Origin of the sequence: Sphingobacterium lactis, assembly GCF_051951495.1 — a bacterium.
In the GTDB taxonomy this organism is placed as follows: domain Bacteria; phylum Bacteroidota; class Bacteroidia; order Sphingobacteriales; family Sphingobacteriaceae; genus Sphingobacterium; species Sphingobacterium lactis_A.
Genome location: NZ_JBNHAS010000002.1, coordinates 889838 through 910050 on the forward strand (window position 1 = coordinate 889838; position 20213 = coordinate 910050).

Consider the following 20213-nt stretch of genomic DNA (forward strand, 5'->3'; position numbering starts at 1 on the left):
ATAAGTAGCTAATATTAACATAATTGACTGTTAATATTAACGTAACAACGAGATTATACTTTTGCAACATAATATTAACATAGTATGAATTGTATTAAGAAAATGATCTCGTTTATGTTGCTTGTATGTAGTGTTATGGTACTGCATGCGCAACAAGCACCATACGGTGTAAAAGGTACTGTTGTAGATGTTCAGTCCTTTGCCCCATTAGCAGGTGTTACGATTAGTATTGCTAACTCGAAATTAGCAACAACAACCAATGAAAAAGGAGAATTCTTCCTTGCTCTACCCAATGACAAGTCTGTAGAGTACCTATTAAGAGCCACTTTGATGGGCTATGATGGACAAGAATTGACAGTTTCATTGGCAAAGAACGATACAGAGTTCGTATCCTTTGCTTTAAAGAATGCTGACGCGGTAATTGAAGAGGTAGTAGTGACTCGTCGCCGTGAAAAAGCTTCTGAACTAGCTATTCTGGAAGAACGTAAGAAATCGAACTTAATGTTGGAGACCATCGGTGCACAGGAATTATCACGTAAAGGTGTTTCTGATGCTCAGGCAGCTTTAACTAAAATGGCTGGTGTTTCTAAACAAGATGGTGCGAAGAACGTATTTGTGCGTGGATTAGGAGACCGTTATAACTCGACTTCATTAAATGGACTTCCTTTACCTTCTGAAGATCCTTTGTTCAAAAATATTTCCTTGGATTTCTTTAGTTCTGATATTATCCAATCCATCAATGTAAACAAAACTTTCAATGCACAAATTGCAGGTGATGTAACTGGAGCAAACGTTGATATCTATTCAAAAGAAGCAACAGGAAACAGTTTTCAAATTGGAATCGGATCAGGTGTTAACTCACAGACAATCGGTAAAGATAATTTCAAACGCATAGATGGAACAAATTGGCTTGGTACATTACCTTTTGGTGCTCAACCAAAAATGACAAGTCTTACCGATTATAATTTCACCAATAGCTGGAATCCAAATGCACAGAAAAATCTGTTTAATACAGATTTTAAATTATTAGGAAGCAGAAGAATCATGATTGGATCTAACCCGTTAAGTATATTCTTTACTGCAAGTATGGATTCTAAGTACCGTTTCTCGGAAGGTAAAATCCAAGAGCCGAATACAGCTGGTGGTTTGATGAGAGATCAGAATTTTATTGATAACGGATACCAAGTTTCCCAAACAGGAATGTTGAATTTAAAATATACTTGGGCAAATAATAACGTGAATTTCAATTCCCTATATATCCATGATCAAAAACAGAATTTATTTGAATTCCAAGGAATGGATATGGGAATCTCAGATTTTTCAGGAGATAGGGTTCACACCAGACGTCAACAAGTGAATGACAACCACGTTTTTGTTAATCAATTAAGTTCTAAACTGGCGATCAACTCTAAATGGTCTGCTGATTTAGCTGCCGGATTTAATTACGTATTAGGGAATGAGCCTGATCGTCGAATCAATAGAATTATTGAACGTGATAATGGTGATTTAGTTTACCCTCGTTCTAGTTCTGGTGAAAACGAACGTTATTTCGGTAAAATGAACGAAAACGGTATTGTAGGTAAAGCTATCTTGAATTACGATTTAAAGAATGGTGGAGATTTAGAGCGTAACATCAGCTTTGGATATTCAGGAAATATAGCTGAACGTACATTTAAATGGTGGGAAGTCAACCATAAATTATTAAGTGTTACCATGCCAACCGTTAGCTTAGATGATGTTGAGTCGATTTTAGGTGCAAATGGTACGGGTAAATACTATCAAGTAGAAACTAGTCGCGGAACAGGCGCAGATGCTTTATTGCCATATTACTATACAGGTAAGCGTCGTGTGAATAGTGGATTAGCCTCTTTAACATATCAGTTTACTTCTGACTTAACTGCGGTTGCTGGATTTCGCTTAGACAACTATTTTCAATCTGTAAGCTATGAAACAAATCTAACTGACTTTGCTTCTACAAGCTATAATAAGATTTCTAAGAACTTCTTCCTACCAAGTCTAAATTTAAAGTATACCTTGTCTGACAATATGTTTCTGCGTTTAGCGGGTTCTAAAACTTATACGGTTCCTCAATTTATCGAATTGGCTCCAGTACGTTATAGAGGTAATAACAACTTTACTCAAGGTAACCCATTACTTAAGCCATCTCAAAGTTACAATGTTGACTTGAAATGGGAGATGTATCCCACCTTAGGAGAATTATTCTCCGTTGGAGTGTTCTACAAAAACATTCAAGATCCAATTGCTCGTATTGAGGCAGGTGGTGCTGGAACGACATTGTCTTACTATAATATAGGTAAAGCAGCTATGGTCTATGGGGCAGAGGTTGAAGTGAAAAAGGATTTATGGAAATCTGAAGGATCTTATGGCGAGAATGTATTATCTGCCGGTGCTAATGTTTCTTACTTACATTCTTCTCAAGAATTGAGTCTTGAAGGAAAGAAATTTGTGAAAGAGAAAGATCAATTAGAAGGTGCTTCTCCATTATTAGTGAATGCAGATGTAACCTATAAGTTATTTACCAAGAATGTGGAATTAACCCCATCTGTGGTGTTTAATTATTTCTCAGACAGGATTTATTCTTATGGAATAAATGACTTCCAGAATATTATGGAAAAAGGTGTTCCTCGATTAGATTTTGTTACTCAAGCATTAGTAAACAAAAAAATAGGAGTAAACCTTAAGATCGAAAACATCTTAAATCCAGACCGTCAATTATCACGTAAAATCCCAGTAAACAATTCATTGATCATGGTGGAGCAATACAAACGTGGAATCGATTACACATTAGGGATTTCTTATAAATTTTAATAATAATTTAATACAATAGTAACACAGAGGTTAACTGGTTACGGTTACTTTGTGTCAGAAATTAAGAAGATTATGAAAACAAAACTATTTTCAATTTTAGCAGCTAGCGCCTTAGCATTTGCATCATGTACTGATGATACTCCAACTCCAACCCCTCCAAAGGGTGATAAGGATTTATCAGGTGAAATCACTACAAACACGAAGTTAGATCCTAATTTTGAATACAATTTAGTAGGAAAATTAACAGTTAAAGAAGGTGTTACTTTAGAGATCCCTGCTGGTACAAAGATCAAAGCAAAGAATGGTGGTACAGGAATCTTTATTGCGGTTCTTCCAGGTGGTAAATTAATTGCTCAAGGAACAGCGGAGAAACCTATCATCTTCACATCTGCATCTGCTACTCCTAAAGAAGGAGATTGGGGTGGAATTATCTTAAATGGTAAAGCGCCTATTTCAGGACCTGCTGGAGTTGTTGCAACAAACAATGCAGAAATGGATACCAATGTAAAATATGGTGGTGCTGATGCCAACGATAATTCAGGTATCATTGAATTTGTAAAGATTGAATACACTGGAGCTCGTATTGATGAGAAAAAAGAGCATAACGGTTTAACATTAAATGGAGTAGGTAAAGGCACAAAATTAAACCAAATCCACTTTAGATATGCTGGTGATGATGCTATTGAATTCTTCGGTGGAACTGTTGATGCATCTAACTTATTAGTAGAGAACTGTTCTGATGATATGTTCGATATGACTGAAGGATATTCTGGAACATTAACTAACCTTTATGGAGTTCGTGAAAAAGGATATTCTGATGTAACAAGTGATCCTCGAGGTATTGAAGCTGATGGTAACTATGATGGTGCTGGTCCAACTCATATTAACCAATCTAACTTCAAAATCAATGGAATCACTATTGTTAACAATGCTTTAGATATCGTTGATGGTAAAGGTGTTGTTACTGCAAAAATGATGACTGAAGTTTTCAAAATCAGAAGATTAGCGACTGCAACTATCACTAATGCTTATGTTAAATTAGGTGCTGGTGCTACAGCTCATACATTAATTGATTTAGGAGCTTTCAAAAAAGATGAAGCAGGAAATACAACAACTGTAATCAATGTAAATGAAAGTGCTAATACTAAAACAACTATCGCTTACACAATCAATCCTGCAAACGGTTTAGATAAAGTGAAAATTGTTAATCCACTTAACATCCCGTTAACTCCGGGTGCTAGCAATACAGGAGCAACAACTACTGCTTTCTCTTGGACTGGTTACAAATTCCAATAATCAAGATTAGGGTAAAAAATAATAATATTAGCCGCCTCCATTTATGGAGGCGGTTTTTTTGTTGCAACAATATATATTCCTTTTAGTCCTCTGCCTTTTGTCTGTCTTTTCAGAAATAAGGACTTCCTTTCTGCATTATAATAGATTGTACTAGATTGTAATGGTAGGTAGTATTTGAATGCTTCTCAAGGTTTAACTTCTACCAATAAAACCTTATTGGTAGATCGATTTCCAAGGGTACTACTCCAAAGAAAAGGAGAACTAGATTGTATTTAAAATCGTAAATACAGGCATAGAAGCCTTAATAATAGGATATCTTATAATCCAGACGCCTTCCTAAACAATATATCTAAACCCTAACCCTTTGCTCAGAAAACATAAATCAATCAAATAATACTCAGCAATTAAAATCAAAAAAAGGCTGCAAATATTATTTGCAACCTTTTAAATCTCATTATACTAATATACTCGGTCTTATGTCTGTCGTCTATTATCTAACAGCGTAGCGGTCTCAAATCTCAAATCTATGCCCCCTCCTTTACATGCTTATGTCTAAACAAAATAGCAAATAAGATAGCAATAATCAACGTGTAGATAGCAAAAGCTATCCAGATGTTATGCCAGTCTTTAAACTGTAAGGCCTGATTAAATATACCGTCGGTTACTTGTATTCCTTTTTCCTGAATTACTTTCAACAGATTAGGATTGTCTGGTGTAGTTTCCAGAAAAGACGCCAAAGAGCCGCTGTCGTTAAAAGTTTTAGTGTAATACTTATCAATAGCCCAACCCGATACTCGAGAGCCTAGAATCGCTCCAAATCCATTCGTCATCATCATGAACAGTCCTTGTGCAGAAGAACGAATCTTATTGTTGGTATTTGTCTCCACGAATAAGGACCCCGATATATTAAAGAAGTCAAAAGCCATCCCGTAAACAATACAGGATAGAATGATCATCCATAAGCCTGAAGTAGGATTGCCGTAGGCAAATAATCCAAAGCGTAATACCCAGGCAACCATCGCGATCAGCATCACCTGTTTGATTCCAAATCGTTTCAAGAAGAATGGAATAGCCAAGATGAATACCGTTTCGGATATCTGCGAAATCGACATGATAATGGTCGAATATTCGATTACGAAGGAATCTACATATTTTGGAAAGTACTTGAATTCATCGAGGAATACGTCTCCATAAGCATTCGTTAGTTGCAAGGCCGCACCCAAGAACATGGAGAATATGAAGAATAAAGCCATTTTATAATTTCCAAACAACTTGAATGCTTCCAATCCCAGCATTTGCGATAAAGAAGAGTTTTCTTTGATATTATGCTGTGGAGGACATTTTGGTAAATTGAAAATAGAATATATGGCCAAGAGGATAGAACCTCCAGCGGCAATATAAAATTGACCTTCCGTTGCTTTACTGCCTGTTAGGTTAGTTAGCCACATGGCAGCAATAAAGCCAATAGTACCCCATACCCTGATAGGAGGGAAGGCTTTAATCAGGTCGTAATTTGCTTGATTTAATGCCGTATAAGCAATGGAATTGGAAAGTGCCAAGGTAGGCATGTAGCAGCACATGGCTAGGAGCATGACTGTGAAAAAGCTGTTCGGATCAGGTACATGTGCTAAAGCTATTAAACAGATAGCATATAGAAAATGCAATCCTATGTAGAGCTTTTCGGCATTGACCCAGCGGTCAGCAATAATCCCCATGATGGTCGGCATGAACAGTGAGGCAATCCCCATGGTAGAGAAGATGGCTCCAAATTCAGTTCCGTCCCAATTTTTTGTGCCAAACCAGTAATTGGCAATTGTAATTAACCATGCGCCCCAAACAAAGAATTGCAGGAAGTTCATGATAATTAACCTATGTTTGATAGACATATCGGTAGATAATGTTAGGTAAACAGGAAAATTATGATTTTCGTTTTTCTATTTCATCCCTGATTTTAGCCGCAGTTTCATACTGTTCATTTTCAATGGCTTTTTCTAGGGTATTTTCTAATTGCTCCAAGGTTAAGGAAGCATAAGGTGAAGGTTTGTTCTTGATGGGCTCTGGAGGTGTCGGTTCACTTTCTTTCTCTGCTTTTACAGGTTCCTCTTGTTTGTAGTTGCCTACATTCTCGATGTTCTCTAAAAAAGCGAAATCATTGCCTTCAATGACGATTCCAGCAGTATTCATGATGAAATCATAAGTGAATATGGGACATTCAAAACGAACGGCAAGTGCAACTGCATCCGATGTTCGCGCATCGATCTCCGTCTTGGTGGTGCCATCTGTGCAGATTAACTTGGCGAAGAAGATGCCATCGATCAGGTTATAGATCAATACCTCTTCCAATTTAATCTTAAAGGTTTCCGCAAAGGTCTTAAACAAATCATGTGTCAATGGCCTGCTAGGTGTCATTTTCTCAATCTCTACAGCTATAGATTGTGCCTCAAAGCCACCGATAATGACTGGCAACCGCCTATTTCCGCCAACTTCCCCCAATACTAAAGCATAAGCGCCAGATTGCGTCTGACTGTAGGAAAGTCCAACTATGTCTAACTTGATTTTCTTCATTAATAACGCGTTAACGGAATTACAAAGATGCTAATATTAAAGCCAAAAAAAAAGTGACCCAGCGATTTTTTAAGCCAGGCCACTAGTTCATTGTTTAGTTTGTTTTAGTTGTTTTTCAAGTTTTTGATCGCTTGGGTCAACTTAGGGACGATTTCAAAGGCGTCTCCAACGATCCCATAGTCCGCAACTTTAAAGAAAGGTGCCTCTGGATCTTTATTGATTACCACGATGGTTTTCGAAGAACTTACACCAGCTAAATGCTGAATAGCTCCTGAAATTCCAATAGCGATATATAAATTTGGACTAACTACGATTCCAGTTTGTCCTACGTGCTCAGAGTGTGGTCTCCAACCTGCATCTGATACCGGTTTAGAACATGCTGTTGCTGCGCCCAATACCTCTGCTAATTCCTCAATCATTGCCCAGTTCTCTGGTCCTTTAAGACCACGGCCTGCCGATACAACAATCTCCGCCTCTGGCAAAGTAACTTTGTCCGTTGCACGTACGATATCCTTCACCATCACACTGAAGTCACCCGCATCGATAGTCGGCGTAAAGTCTACTACTTGTGCTGTTCCACCTACTGCATTTACTTCATATGCATTTGGATTTACTGCAATTACTTTGTTTGCTGAGCTAATAACCTCGGTTGCAAAAGCTTTATTGGAAAATGCTGTTTTCTTGATTTCCATTTGATCACCATTAATATTTGGTAAACTAATGGCCCCATCAGCCAATCCAGCATCTAATTTAGCAGCGATACGTGGTGCTAATCCTTTTCCAGAAAAGGAATTGGATAAAACAACCACCTTGGCATTTTCTTCTTTTGCTGCTGCTGCAACGATAGAGGCATAAGCTTTGTTCACGAAGTTTTTCAGGTTATCCTGATTCGCATTTAATACTTTGCTAACCCCATAATTGCCTAATTTCTCTAATTCAGCCGTTTCTACATTGCCGATTGATAGTGCTGTAACGGTATCACCCAGTTGATCTGCTATTGCTTTCGCATAAGAAGCAGCCTCAAATGCCGATTTCTTTAAAGTACCATCTGTATTTTCGATATATACTAATATTGCCATGATAATTCTTGCGTTTATAAGGTTAAATTACTTTTGCCTCGTTATGTAATAACTGAACGAGTTGATCTACTTCATCTACTAATTTCACGGCACCACGAGGAGCTGGAGATTCGTATTTACTGATGTTCGAAAGACTTGCCACTTCGATGGGCTCGATTACCTGCAATGGCTTAGAGCGAGCTCCCATAATTCCACGCATATTTGGAATCTTCGGTTCGGCTACACCCTCAGCTGTTCCTACAACAACTGGTAAGGAAACAGAAAGAACTTCTTTACCACCTTCTATCTCACGATCAATAGTACCTTCGGTTCCTTGTACATCCAGTTTTTTAGCAATAGAAACCGAAGGTAGGTTTAATAATTCACCTAATAATGCGGCAACTTGAGCTCCATTATAATCGATGGATTCTCTACCGGTAAGTATTAAATCAAAATTTTGTTCTTTAGCATATTTTGCGATTTGATTGGCTACGAACCAAGCATCACGGGGTGCTGCATTTACACGAACGGCGTCATCTGCTCCAATAGCTAATGCTTTACGGATGGTGGGCTCGGTGCTGCTGTCGCCAACATTGATCACCGTAACGGTGCCTTTTCCACCTTCTGCTAATTCTACAGCCTTTGCTAAGGCAATCTCATCGTATGGATTGATTATATACTGAATGCCGTTGCTGTTGAATACCGTATTGTCATTCGTAAAGGTTATTTTCGATGTAGTGTCTGGGACATTACTGATACAAACTAATATTCTCATAATTCTTACGTTTTACACAAACCTACATTTATTTATAAGCATTTCAAAACCTTTTTGAAGCACTTTTAAGCATTTTGTTTCTTATAATATATTGTGAAATTTTTAATACAACAACGTTCTTTTTATGAATATGTTAATTTTATTTTCTTAACAACTAGTCTTTTTAAATTTCTGTTTAAAAACCCCGCTTAATCGCAAAGGTCATCATTTTGTCATTTTGTATGCTAGCATAGTATTTTTTTATTGAAAGTCAATTCCATGACTCCCATTCCTTTTTCCTTATCTTTGTAGCATGCAATCCAGATTAGAACAACTCAAAGAATTTTTAGCAGAAAGTCCACAGGATCCCTTTTTAAAGTATGCCCTTACCATGGAGTACGTTAAATTGGGTGAAGAAGACCAGGCGCTTATAGGTTTTGAAAATCTAATAGCTGAACATCCCGATTATGTAGGTACTTACTATCACTTTGGTAAGTTTCTAGAGAAGGCAATGGAAAAAGAACGTGCCATAGGAATTTATGAGCAAGGTATCCAGGTGGCACAAACAAAACGAAATTTTCATGCCTTAGGAGAATTAAAAAATGCGCTCTTAATGGCGGAAGGTCTACTGGACGAAGATGAATAATGTTAAATTTTCCTAATTCGCAAATAATGGTATCTTTTTTGTCTATTCTAAGCAAACGTAGTTTATCATTTTATGCGCAAGCTTACCCTATATCTGTTCAGTGCCGTACTCTTGGTTTTTGTCTTTAGTTGTATCAACAACAAGACAAAGGTTAACCAATTGATTGGTACTGAAGGAAATGTTTTAAAGGGTATGGGCGTTGTAGGTACGTATGAAGGCAAACTCCCTTGTGCTGATTGTACCACCATTTCCACCGTACTTAGTTTAGACAATAACAAAAATTACCACATGCGCTATGTATATGTTGGTAAGAGTGAGGAAGTCTTTGAACATAAGGGCAAATGGGAATTGGATAATGATATCCTAAGTCTGGAACATATTGACTATAACTTTAAAATTTCCGACGACCAATTGCAACAATTGGATCTCTCCGGTAAGGAAATTAAAGGCGACCTTGCCGAAAAATACGTTCTAGTAAAAATTAAATAAACAGTTCTATTTACACATATTTAACGTCTGTTGTTTAAAATTTCATCGTAATTCATATTCTTTTCTTTAAAAAATACCGCGTTTAGGGTATTTCGGAAAAGTTTTGGCTACAGTAAATTTGTTTAATTAAAAACATAAAAAAAAATGAAAGCCAAACTATTAATTCTATGCATGCCTGTATTATTATTGATCACAGTGGTCAGTTGTCAGGAAGGTTTATTAGACCTTATCGAAGGAGAAATTGAAGAAAGAGCTGTCGTAGGAACTTGGGAAGCCTATGAGTTTTATAACAATGAAATTGGGGAAGCAGAAATAACTGGAAAGGATTTTAAAAAAATCAACCAGATTGGTAAAATTAATTTTGAAACCAGAGAATATCCTTGTACTACCAAAATCTCCAAAAATGAGCATCTCATATCTCTTTTTCAGCTTAAACTAATGTCTGGCGGAAAGGCGGAACATACTATGAAAGGGTACTATAAATTTGAAGGGTGGGATACGAATTGTCTTGCGAAAAATTATAATGAACCGCTCGATTATACGGAAACTATGAAATGGAAAATCATAGGTAAAAATGCGCAAATAGCTATTTTTGATGATGAAGAAGATGAAGATGAAGGAACTTTTGATATCGTAAAATTAACTTCAAATGAAATGCATCTGCAATATGATGATGGAGATAGTTATACTTTACTCAAATTAAGAAAAAAATAATATTGCATTAGCTTTCCATAAATTTATTTATTAAGTCATTAAGTTGTTTTTTCAAAGGCAGTTATTCTAAAATAACTGTCTTTTTTTGTACTAAAATAGACTCTAATAATTGTCCATTGTTAAATTAATCTTTATCCAATGTAAACTTAGTTTTAAATCTATTAAATTTCTTATTGATTTATATAAATTTCGTAAAATATATTTAGCTATATGCTTTGATGCATTAAAAAGTATGATACTTTTGTTTAGCTAAATAAACATAATATGAAATCAAAATTATTAATCTATTTATTGCCGATCTTTTTTTTGTGTACGATATCAGCTTGTAAGGATAACAACGATGACTTAGTTGAAGAAGCCAACATTGTTGGTACTTGGAACGCCTACGAATATTATACCGATATGGATATTCCAGGTGAAATCTCAGGTAAAGATTTCAAAAAAATAAACCAAATCGGTACGATCAATTATGAAACCCGAGAAGCTCCATGTAAAAATAATATTAGTAAATATGAACAGCAGATCGAAATTTTCCAATTTAAACTAAACGCTGATGGAACCGCAAATATTAGAACGAAAGGATACTTAAAATTTTATGGGTTTAGAATTGACTGTAGTCCAAGGAATCTTTCTGATACCCAAGATCAAGTAGAATCTTACAACTGGAAACTTACCGATGACAAGAAAAGCCTAATGTTCTATAATGAAGAAACTAAATTGGAGGATTCAAGGAAACTACCTATTGTTACACTGAATTCAAAAGAAATGCATATAAAATATGATGATGGAAAAACATATATCCACTTCAAGTTTAAAAGAGGATAATACCTACAATTTAACGCTATAAATAACACTTTTCCCCGTTAGATGCTTCAATCTACCGGGGTTTGTTTTTTCAGACCTAACAAGTTTTTTAACTTGCTAACACTTCTTGGTTATCTAACAGTTATAACGATACATGATACTTAAATATCGGGTCATAAAAAAAGGGATGTTGCCATCCCTCTCTTTCATATAAATTTTAATTCTGTATGATCAGCTATTAAGCCTCTACTTTTTCTTCACTTGTACAGATTTCTTTAAGGATATCCACAACAAAATCCACCTCTGCTTTCGTGTTGAACTTGCAGAATGAAAAGCGAACGGAAGGTCTAGTGCCGTCTGCTCCAATACCACGAAGTACATGTGAGCCGATATCCGATCCAGAACTACAAGCTGAACCTCCCGATGCTGAAACACCTTTAATATCTAAATTGAATAACAGCATATCACCCATTTTAGTACAAGGCAAGGATACGTTTAATACCGTATATAAGGATTTATCCGCATCAGTTTCACCATTGAATCGAACATTAGGAATGTTTTCTTCCAACTTCGCTTTCATATAATCTTTAAGCGACTGAATATAGTTGCGGTGTTCTTCCATTTCCGCATAAGCTAATTCAAGTGCTTTTGCCAATCCCACTATTCCATATACATTCTCTGTACCACCGCGCATGTTGCGCTCCTGTGCGCCACCATAAATCAACGGTTTGATCTTGTTACGACCATTGATGTATAAAAATCCAACTCCTTTAGGTCCATGGAATTTATGGGCAGCGCCAGTGATGAAGTCAATTTTCAAATCAGAAAGATCATGTGGATAATGTCCCATGGTCTGTACGGTATCCGAGTGGAATATCGCATTATACTGTTCGCAAAGTAGACTCACACGTTTAATGTCAGTTAAATTACCCAACTCATTATTCGCATGCATAATAGAAACGAATGTTCGCGGATTCTTAGCTAAGAGTTCCTCCAAATGATTCAGGTCGATATTTCCTTTAGAGTCGACACGTAAAAGGTCCAGATGGATCTTTCCAGCATGTGCTAATTCCTCTAGGGTATGCAATACCGCATGGTGCTCAATAGGAGAGCTAATCGCATGACTGATGCCGTAGCCTTCAATGGCACGAACAATAGCCATATTATCGGCTTCAGTACCACCGGAGGTAAAGAAAATCTCCGAAGGTGAGGCATTTAATAATTTTGCAACTGTCCTTCTTGCCTTTTCAACTATTGTCTTACTTTCACGGCCGTGAGCGTGAATGGAAGAAGGGTTCCCAAAGTTTTCGTTTAGGGTTTTTACCATCGCTTCAATGACTTCTTGGTCTAAAGCGGTAGTCGCGGCATTATCAAAATAAACTTGCATGGCGACAAATATAATTAATTGATAGAAGAGTTTTTAGTAATTTTATTGTTTCTGACGATAATCAAACCAATTGATAGTAAGCCGGTTAATAAGGCTAAATATACGATTAAATCGCCGTTTTTGGTATAAAACGTCAACTCTTCATTAAGGTTAATTTCTTGTGATAAGGCTGTTGGTACCCACCAGCTTGAACGCTGAACGATATCTCCACGCTGATTGATAAAGGCAGAAATACCCGTATTCGCAGAGCGAACTACCCATCTGCGGTTTTCTATTGCGCGTAATTTGGCATAAAGCAAATGCTGATCTTTCCCCGCTGTATCGCCCCACCAACCATCATTGGTAATGACAGCAATGAACTGTGCGCCCTTTTTAATGTATTCAGTCACATAATCTCCCCAAATGGATTCATAACAAATGACTGGTGCAGCACCGATTCCACTAGCTGAATAAAATACAGAAGGTTCTTCCTGACTGCCATATCCGCCTGTGCTTCCACCAAAGTGCTTAAATAATGGTTTTAAGAAGGCTAATGCTTTTCCAAATGGCATCTTTTCAGCACCTGGTACCAGTTTGGATTTATGATAAAACTGCAATTTTGAAGATCCATCTATTAATACGCCGGCATTAAAATGATCAATGAATAGATTGCCATAAGGCTGCGCTGTAGCTGTGCGGTCATCGTTGTAAAACACATAACTTTCTATCCCTGATAAAACATTCCCATTATGATAGGGTTCCAAAAAGTCCAATACCGTTTGGTACTGTCTGTATTCCCGAAATTCCTCTTCATTGATATAACGTTCATCGGATATAGCTGTTTCAGGCCAAATAAAGAACTCTGTATTCAATTTGGCTACCTTCTGCGATAAGTCAGTCAACACCTTTAATTGTTCATCCGGGGTAATAGGTCCCCATTTTCCGAATGGGTCGATATTCGGCTGTACAGTAACGATTTCTGATGGATTGACATGTTCCTCATAATTGCTGTAAGCAATCCAAGAACCTGCAGCAGGTAATATCAATAGCCCAGCAAACAAACCTAGGATTAGTTTATTGGAATAGATTTCCATTTTTTCCTTGCGCTGCCAGAACCAAAGAAAGGCCAGGATATTGCCTAACAAAATCCATAAGGTCCCACCATAAACACCTGTAAAGCTATACCATTGAATAATTTGATGGAAATTCGCAAATCCATTACCCAAGTTCATCCAAGGAAAAGCTAATTCCCAACTCTGGTGCAGGTATTCGTATGCTATCCAAAATGAAATTAAGCCCATAAAGCTCAATAGAATATTATTTCGCTTACGCATCTGATAGTATAAACGGAAAGCGCAGGCCATCAATACAGGACCTAAGGTAAAAGGAACCAAAGCAACCATTAAAGAAGGAAAAGCATCCAAGAAGGCATTCATGGCATTGTAAACCCAATAAATGCTTGCCGTGTTCCAAACAAAACAGGTCAAGAATGCTAAGCCAAAAACCTTACGGCCTTTGTTTTTATAATCTGCGCGGATAACTTGTTCAATTGCGACCAATAAAGGGACAAATCCAATGAAAAGTAATACCGAAGAGTAGGGTATGGGAGGCCAAGACAACCAGAGTATAAATGCACTCAAGAGTGCTAGCAGATAATTATTGCGCATGAATTACAGTTTGCTTAAGATTTCTGCTTTTTTAGTTTCATATTCTGCTTGTGTGATCAACTGTTTATCATACAAGCTCTTTAATTTTTTCAATTTAGCGGTCATTTCATCTTCCTCATCCGATGGTTTATCCTCTTGAACAGGATTGTTTGAAGGAAATGACGGTGCTGTCGATGCTGGAGACTGTGAAAATGAGGAAAAAGGTTTAGCTTCTTCTTTCTGTACCTCCGGTTCAACAGGTTTTGGTGCTTCCACTTTTGGCTCTTCCCGAACAGGTTCAGGAGCTGCAGGTGGCGTATAAACAGGTTTGTTTTCTATAACAATCTTGTTTTCTTTCGACTCTGTTTTTTGATTCTGTAGATTATCTAAGGCTGCTTTAATCAATTGATAAAGCTTTCTTGCTTGTGTTTTAGGAATGTAATCCACCGTCAGGTTTTCTCCAGTAAATGGAATGACAGTCACTTTTGAACCAAAGATTTCTTCTTTAAAAGCAATGTCTTTGATGTCTTGCCAAGAGAAAATTTCAAAGTTAGTAGCCAAACCCAATTTGGTGAATTCGCACAAGAATATACGCTTGTTACTCACCGTAATGCTATCGGGCAACAAGGTTACAGCAGGTTTTTTCTGAAGGGCAATATAATTGATGGACTCACCAGGAGTTAGCATATCCAGGATCTTTCCATGGATCTTTTCCACTACTTTTGGATCTTGTCCGTCTTGAACGTATTTATCGATTTGATAATTTTCCATGTTATCGTTATTTGCTTGATCTAAAATAAATTAAAATTTCTACTTTATCCTAATCCGGCCACACAGAATACAAATTCCCCTTTTATCGGGTGTGATTCAAAATGTGCCTTGAGCTCGGCTAAAGTGCCTCTCACTGTTTCCTCGTACAATTTACTGATTTCTCTTGATATGGAAGCCTGTCTTTCTTCACCAAATACAGTCATTAGCTCTTCAATGGTTTTTAAGATGCGGTGCGGAGATTCATAAAAAATCATGGTTCTTTTTTCAACTGCTAAAGCTTTAAGACGAGTTTGTCTGCCCTTTTTCACAGGTAGGAATCCCTCAAAGCAGAAACGGTCATTCGGTAATCCAGAATTCACCAAAGCAGGAACAAAGGCTGTAGCCCCTGGAAGACATTGAACCTCCAAGCCCTCTTTAATACTTTCGCGAACGAGAAGAAAACCTGGATCCGAAATAGCAGGAGTACCGGCATCTGAAATTAAAGCAATCTTATTCCCTTCCTTCATCAAACGGATGATTTCCGAGACTGCCTTGTGTTCATTGTGCTGATGGTGGGCAAAAACTTTCTTATCAATGCCAAAATGCTTGAGCATAGGAGCAGAGGTTCTGGTATCCTCAGCCAAGATTATATCCACATCTTTCAATGTTTGTATGGCCCTAAAGGTCATATCCTCTAAATTTCCGATGGGCGTAGGTACGATATACAGCATAGGTCAAAGATAAGTATTAAACCTAAAGTTATACTGGGAAATTCTTTATTCCTATGCCGTTCTTTTCGTTTATTATTCGGAAACCTCTTGATAATCTTCTGTTCGTGGAATTCTTTCAATAATTTCCTTCCACTCCTCAGGAATATTGGTCAGTTTTCTTGCCGCAATATCCATCCATGCTCCGTCCACCAAAACAACAGCAGCTCGAACCCCATTTTCCTTGAAAATCTCATGTCGAAATGAAAAACGATTGTTCGTGCGATTGTACTTGCTAATTTCAACCGATACTTTGATTCGCTCATCCAACCCAATCTCCCTGTGATAATTTAGTTCTTCGCGAAATAGAATCGGACCAATCTTTTTATTGTTGAATTCAGATAAGGATAACCCCAATTGGTTAAGCATATTACTTCTGGCCTGTGCGCAAAAATCAGCATATGCAGAATGTCGTAAATGTACATTCGCATCAATTTGCGACCACAAAACCTGTCCTTCGTAGAAAATATTGTTCTCCATTTGCTGTTCGTTTGTTGTTATCCCTAAAAATAGGAAATAATCCAGAGCTTGTAATCAAAATAAGGTAAAAATAGTTTCCATGCTAACTATTTTTTTGATGATGTGCTACCGACCTAACTTCCTTCGGTTTAAGCTTGTATTAAGCTTGTATCAAGCTACAGTTGGCTTCGAGACTCTAAGGGAATTTCCAAGGATCTGATAGGGATCTTGTTCGGTCGGAACCGAACGAGATCCGAAGGAGATCCGAAGGGTTCTCGAATCCAACCCCTAGTAAACCCTTGTGAGAGACGATGAGATATCAGACAAAAGACAACAGAAATAGATAGGAGATATGAGACCGCTACGCTATTAGATGTGAGATATTGGAAAGGAAAAAGGGGAGGAGAAAGAGAATAGGAAGAGGGGGGAAAGAATTAATGTTATGCGGGCGATGCATGCATCGCCCCTACAGACAATCGTAATTTTATTAATTCTAACCCCAATTACCGTAGGGTCGAAGCATGCTTCGACCGTTAATACCTTCATAAAATCAAACCCGCCAATAGGTCTAATTACTCTGTACTAAATACTTGATACTTTTTTTAATCGGGCAGACATTCCGCTGCGCTTAGTGCTGCCCCTACGCTGGGTGGCTATTAAAGTGATATTAACGAACTTTCTAGGTAGCAGATAAGGTAGGGGCGGTACTGAGAGAGTTCGATGGAAGGGGTGAAACCCCGACGAGAACGAACGGAATGTCCGCCCGTTTAATTTAAGGCAAAAGACTTAGATGTGAGATGTGAGACCGCTAGGCTATTAGATTTGAGATTTTGGAAAAAAAAAGTGGAAGGAAAAAGGGTAGGAGAAAGAATTAGTGTTATGCGGGCGATGCATGCATCGCCCCTACAGACAATCGTGATTTTATTAATTCTAACCGCAATTACCGTAGGGTCGAAGCATGCTTCGACCGCTTAAATAATTCTAAAGTTCATTTATCTTCGCTCTGAGTTGGAAATTCCCTAAAACCTTTTCTATCTCACATCTAACAGCGCAGCGGTCTCCATCTCACATCTCATTTCAAGCAAGGCTTTGCTAATAATAATTCATTGACTTGAGCTATATTGTAAAAATTTACGCTATAAATAACTTCAGATTGATAATATTAAGTTTAGAGCCTACTTATTTAACAATCTCATAACATAGAGTTAATTATGGTTTTAACTAAAGGATATAAATTTGACCAGGATTTAAAACCAGTATTATATGAGATTTACTTTACTAATTTTATTACAATTTATTTGTTGTTTAGGCTTTGCCCAGAACACTGTTCTAAAGGGGAAAGTTATGGACAATAACGACAAATTTTCCATGCCTGGGGCGACCTTACGTATTACCGAGGGTAATCGTTATACGGTTTCTGATGGTAATGGAAATTTTGAATTTTTAAACTTGCCTGCAGGAAGCTACACCTTATCGGTAGATTACTTAGGTTATAAACATTATGAACAGAAAATCGAGGTTCGTATAAATCAACCTACAGTTGAGGTTTTTTTAGAGCCAGCAACCCGTACTTTAGATGAGGTTCAAGTAATTGGTGATTTAGCTAAAGGACAAGCCAAAGCATTAAACCAACAGAAGAATAACAGCAACATCACGAATATTATTTCTTCCGATCAAGTGGGTCGTTTCCCAGATCAGAATATTGGTGATGCATTAAAACGTGTACCAGGTATTACTATGCAGAATGATCAAGGTGAAGCTAGAAATATCATTGTACGTGGTTTATCTCCAGAACTAAACTCCGTAACCTTAAACGGTGACCGTATCCCTTCAGCGGAAGGGGATAACCGTAATGTGCAAATGGACTTAATTCCATCGGATATGATTTCATCTGTGGAAGTAAACAAAACCTTAATGCCGGACATGGATGCAGATGCGATCGGTGGATCGGTAAACTTGGTGACTCGTGCAGCTCCTAACAAACAACGTATTTCTGCTACATTAAGTGGTGGTTATGCGCCTATTCGTGAAAAAGGAGTTTATAATGGAACATTAATTTACGGTAACCGCTTTATGGATAATAAAATGGGTATCGTACTTTCAGGAACATTACAATCGCAGAACTTTGGTTCAAATAATATCGAAGCAGTCTGGAACCAAAAAGACGGAAATGCTTTTATGAAAGAGATGGATGTTCGTAAATACGACGTTAGCCGTATTCGTCGTAGTGTTTCTGCTGCATGGGATTATGAATTTAACTCTAGAAACCGCATTTCATTGAATGCAATGTATAACTGGCGTGACGATTTAGAGAACCGTTATAGACTACGTTATAAAGACATGAAATGGGATGATGCTAAGAAAACCTATATCGGTGAAATCAGTCGTCAGACCAAAGGTGGTATTGACAATAGTACCAATAAGAATGCACGTTTAGAGCGCCAGAGTGTAATGAATTTCTCGATGCAAGGAGAGCATATTTTAGCGCCTAAATTGGATTTTGATTGGTCAGCGTCTTATTCACGTGCAGAAGAAGATCGTCCTAATGAGCGTTACATTGCATACCGTATGAAAGATGCAAGTCTTGGTCAAGATTTAGCGGACACTTATTTGCCTTTTGTGACAAATACCAATACGGATCTTAGCAAATATAAATTCCATGAGATCACTGAAAACGATAATAATACCCACGAGGATGAAATTGGTGGTAAATTCAATTTCCGTTTGCCATTAAGTGTTATTGACGGTCAAAAAGGAAGATTCCGTTTCGGTGGTAGATTACGTTTGAAAACCAAAGAAAGAGAGAATATCTTTTACAAATACACACCTGCTACTGCTATTGCAGATATGACGGCATTGCCAAATGTTACTTGGGATGGCAAGGGATGGGAGCAAGGTGAGAAATATGCACCTGGAACCTATGTTGATAAAGCATATTTAGGAGGTCTTGACTTAAAAGATGCTTCGAAATACAAGGAAGAAACTGTTGGAAAAGAGTATTTAGCGAATAATTACAATGCTAAGGAACAGATTTATGCTGGATATTTCCGTTGGGATCAAAACTTATCTGAAAAAACGACCTTAATCTTGGGGGCTCGTTTAGAGCATACGCGTATTGATTACACGGGTAATAGCGTATTGGACGAAAAAGATTTAAAAGGTACTATTAGCAACAAGTTTAATTATACCAATATTCTTCCTAACCTTTCCATCAAACATAACTTCAGTGATGATTTTATTCTTCGTGGAGCATATTCAACAGGTTTAGCTAGACCAAATTATTATGCTTTAGCGCCTTTCATCAGTGTGATTTCTGAGAAAAGTGAAATTTCAGCTGGTAATCCAGACTTAAAGGCTACTTATTCGCATAACTTCGACTTTATGTTAGAAAAGTATTACCGTAACATCGGTTTGATTTCTGGAGGTTTATTCTATAAGAATTTGAAGAACTTCATCTATTCTTATGCGAACTTAAATTATACCACTGCTGATTTTGCTCGTGAATTCCCTACACAAGTTAATCCAATCCCTGCAGGAGCTAACTGGCAGATGGTTCAACATAGAAATGGTGATAAAGTAGATTTATATGGTGCTGAGATTGCATTCCAAAGACAGTTAGATTTCCTTCCTGGAAAATTTTTACAAGGATTTGGTGTATATGCGAACTATACTTATACGAAATCAAAGGCTAAAGGTATTGCTGGATCAGATGGTGTGATGCGTGAAGGATTAGGTTTACCTAGAACGGCACCTCACATGTTGAACGGTTCCTTATCATGGGAAAACAGTAAATTCTCGGCTCGTGTATCGGCAAACTATACTGCAGCTTATTTAGATGAAGTTGGTGAGGATTCTTTTACTGATGCTTATTATGACAAGCAATTCTTTTTAGATGCCAACGCGAGTTACAAGATTACTCCTCAATTACGCATTTTTGCTGAGGCGAACAATTTAACGGATCAACCATTGCGTTATTACCAAGGTGATGTTGCCCGTATGAAACAATTAGAATATTACAAGTCAAGATATACCTTAGGTTTGAAATTTGACCTGTAAGCAAACGAAATTCA

16 protein-coding genes are annotated in these 20213 nt (G+C 37.4%); 7 read left to right on the forward strand and 9 right to left on the reverse strand.

Annotated elements, in window-relative coordinates:
• Positions 1–114: 114 nt before the first annotated feature.
• Both ACP6L2_RS11535 and ACP6L2_RS11540 read left to right on the forward strand, forming a co-directional pair.
• Positions 115–2829: a TonB-dependent receptor domain-containing protein gene (locus ACP6L2_RS11535; RefSeq protein WP_440509388.1), complete on the forward strand. Its 2715-nt coding sequence runs from the start codon at positions 115–117 to the stop codon at positions 2827–2829.
• Positions 2830–2901: 72 nt separating this feature from the next.
• On the forward strand, positions 2902–4125 hold the full coding sequence (locus ACP6L2_RS11540) for a hypothetical protein (protein WP_440509390.1): 1224 nt from the start codon (positions 2902–2904) through the stop codon (positions 4123–4125).
• 524 nt (positions 4126–4649) lie between these two features.
• On the opposite strand, the gene ACP6L2_RS11545 is transcribed toward ACP6L2_RS11540, so the two are convergent.
• The 4 genes from ACP6L2_RS11545 to ACP6L2_RS11560 form a co-directional block, all read right to left on the reverse strand.
• Positions 4650–6011: a nucleoside permease gene (locus ACP6L2_RS11545; protein WP_440509392.1), complete on the reverse strand. Its 1362-nt coding sequence runs from the start codon at positions 6009–6011 to the stop codon at positions 4650–4652.
• A gap of 31 nt (positions 6012–6042) precedes the next feature.
• Complete coding sequence (locus ACP6L2_RS11550; RefSeq protein ID WP_344675985.1) at positions 6043–6690, reverse strand: bifunctional nuclease family protein; 648 nt, start codon at positions 6688–6690, stop codon at positions 6043–6045.
• A gap of 104 nt (positions 6691–6794) precedes the next feature.
• Positions 6795–7769, reverse strand: coding sequence for an electron transfer flavoprotein subunit alpha/FixB family protein (locus ACP6L2_RS11555; RefSeq protein ID WP_440509394.1), 975 nt, complete (start codon positions 7767–7769; stop codon positions 6795–6797).
• Positions 7770–7791: 22 nt separating this feature from the next.
• Positions 7792–8523, reverse strand: a complete 732-nt coding sequence (locus ACP6L2_RS11560; RefSeq protein ID WP_440509396.1) for an electron transfer flavoprotein subunit beta/FixA family protein — start codon at positions 8521–8523, stop codon at positions 7792–7794.
• 292 nt (positions 8524–8815) lie between these two features.
• Between ACP6L2_RS11560 and ACP6L2_RS11565 the strand changes: the two genes are divergently transcribed.
• From ACP6L2_RS11565 to ACP6L2_RS11580, 4 genes are all read left to right on the forward strand, one after another.
• Positions 8816–9148 (forward strand): tetratricopeptide repeat protein, encoded by a 333-nt coding sequence (locus ACP6L2_RS11565; protein ID WP_440509398.1) that lies wholly within the window; start codon positions 8816–8818, stop codon positions 9146–9148.
• Positions 9149–9220: 72 nt separating this feature from the next.
• Positions 9221–9637: a copper resistance protein NlpE gene (locus tag ACP6L2_RS11570; protein ID WP_440509399.1), complete on the forward strand. Its 417-nt coding sequence runs from the start codon at positions 9221–9223 to the stop codon at positions 9635–9637.
• Between the two features lie 144 nt (positions 9638–9781).
• A complete protein-coding gene (locus tag ACP6L2_RS11575) occupies positions 9782–10351 on the forward strand; it encodes a hypothetical protein (protein ID WP_440509401.1) in 570 nt (189 codons plus the stop codon).
• A gap of 264 nt (positions 10352–10615) precedes the next feature.
• Positions 10616–11176, forward strand: coding sequence for a hypothetical protein (locus ACP6L2_RS11580; protein ID WP_440509402.1), 561 nt, complete (start codon positions 10616–10618; stop codon positions 11174–11176).
• A gap of 217 nt (positions 11177–11393) precedes the next feature.
• Here ACP6L2_RS11580 and ACP6L2_RS11585 read toward each other — a convergent pair whose 3' ends face one another.
• The 5 genes from ACP6L2_RS11585 to ACP6L2_RS11605 all read right to left on the reverse strand — a co-directional run bounded on the left by ACP6L2_RS11585 (position 11394) and on the right by ACP6L2_RS11605 (position 16164).
• On the reverse strand, positions 11394–12542 hold the full coding sequence (locus ACP6L2_RS11585) for a cysteine desulfurase family protein (protein WP_440509404.1): 1149 nt from the start codon (positions 12540–12542) through the stop codon (positions 11394–11396).
• Positions 12543–12556: 14 nt separating this feature from the next.
• On the reverse strand, positions 12557–14188 hold the full coding sequence (lnt, locus tag ACP6L2_RS11590; protein ID WP_440509406.1) for an apolipoprotein N-acyltransferase: 1632 nt from the start codon (positions 14186–14188) through the stop codon (positions 12557–12559).
• A 3-nt stretch (positions 14189–14191) separates the two neighbouring features.
• Entirely contained in the window at positions 14192–14938 is a 747-nt protein-coding gene (locus tag ACP6L2_RS11595) for a PH domain-containing protein (RefSeq protein ID WP_440509408.1), read from the reverse strand.
• A 44-nt stretch (positions 14939–14982) separates the two neighbouring features.
• The gene (gene rsmI / locus ACP6L2_RS11600) at positions 14983–15648 is read right to left on the reverse strand and encodes a 16S rRNA (cytidine(1402)-2'-O)-methyltransferase (protein WP_440509410.1); all 666 of its coding nucleotides are present in this window, start codon (positions 15646–15648) and stop codon (positions 14983–14985) included.
• 72 nt (positions 15649–15720) lie between these two features.
• A complete protein-coding gene (locus ACP6L2_RS11605) occupies positions 15721–16164 on the reverse strand; it encodes an acyl-CoA thioesterase (RefSeq protein ID WP_440509412.1) in 444 nt (147 codons plus the stop codon).
• A 1242-nt stretch (positions 16165–17406) separates the two neighbouring features.
• Here ACP6L2_RS11605 and ACP6L2_RS11610 point away from each other — a divergent pair.
• The gene (locus tag ACP6L2_RS11610) at positions 17407–20199 is read left to right on the forward strand and encodes a TonB-dependent receptor (protein ID WP_440509414.1); all 2793 of its coding nucleotides are present in this window, start codon (positions 17407–17409) and stop codon (positions 20197–20199) included.
• Positions 20200–20213: the final 14 nt, after the last annotated feature.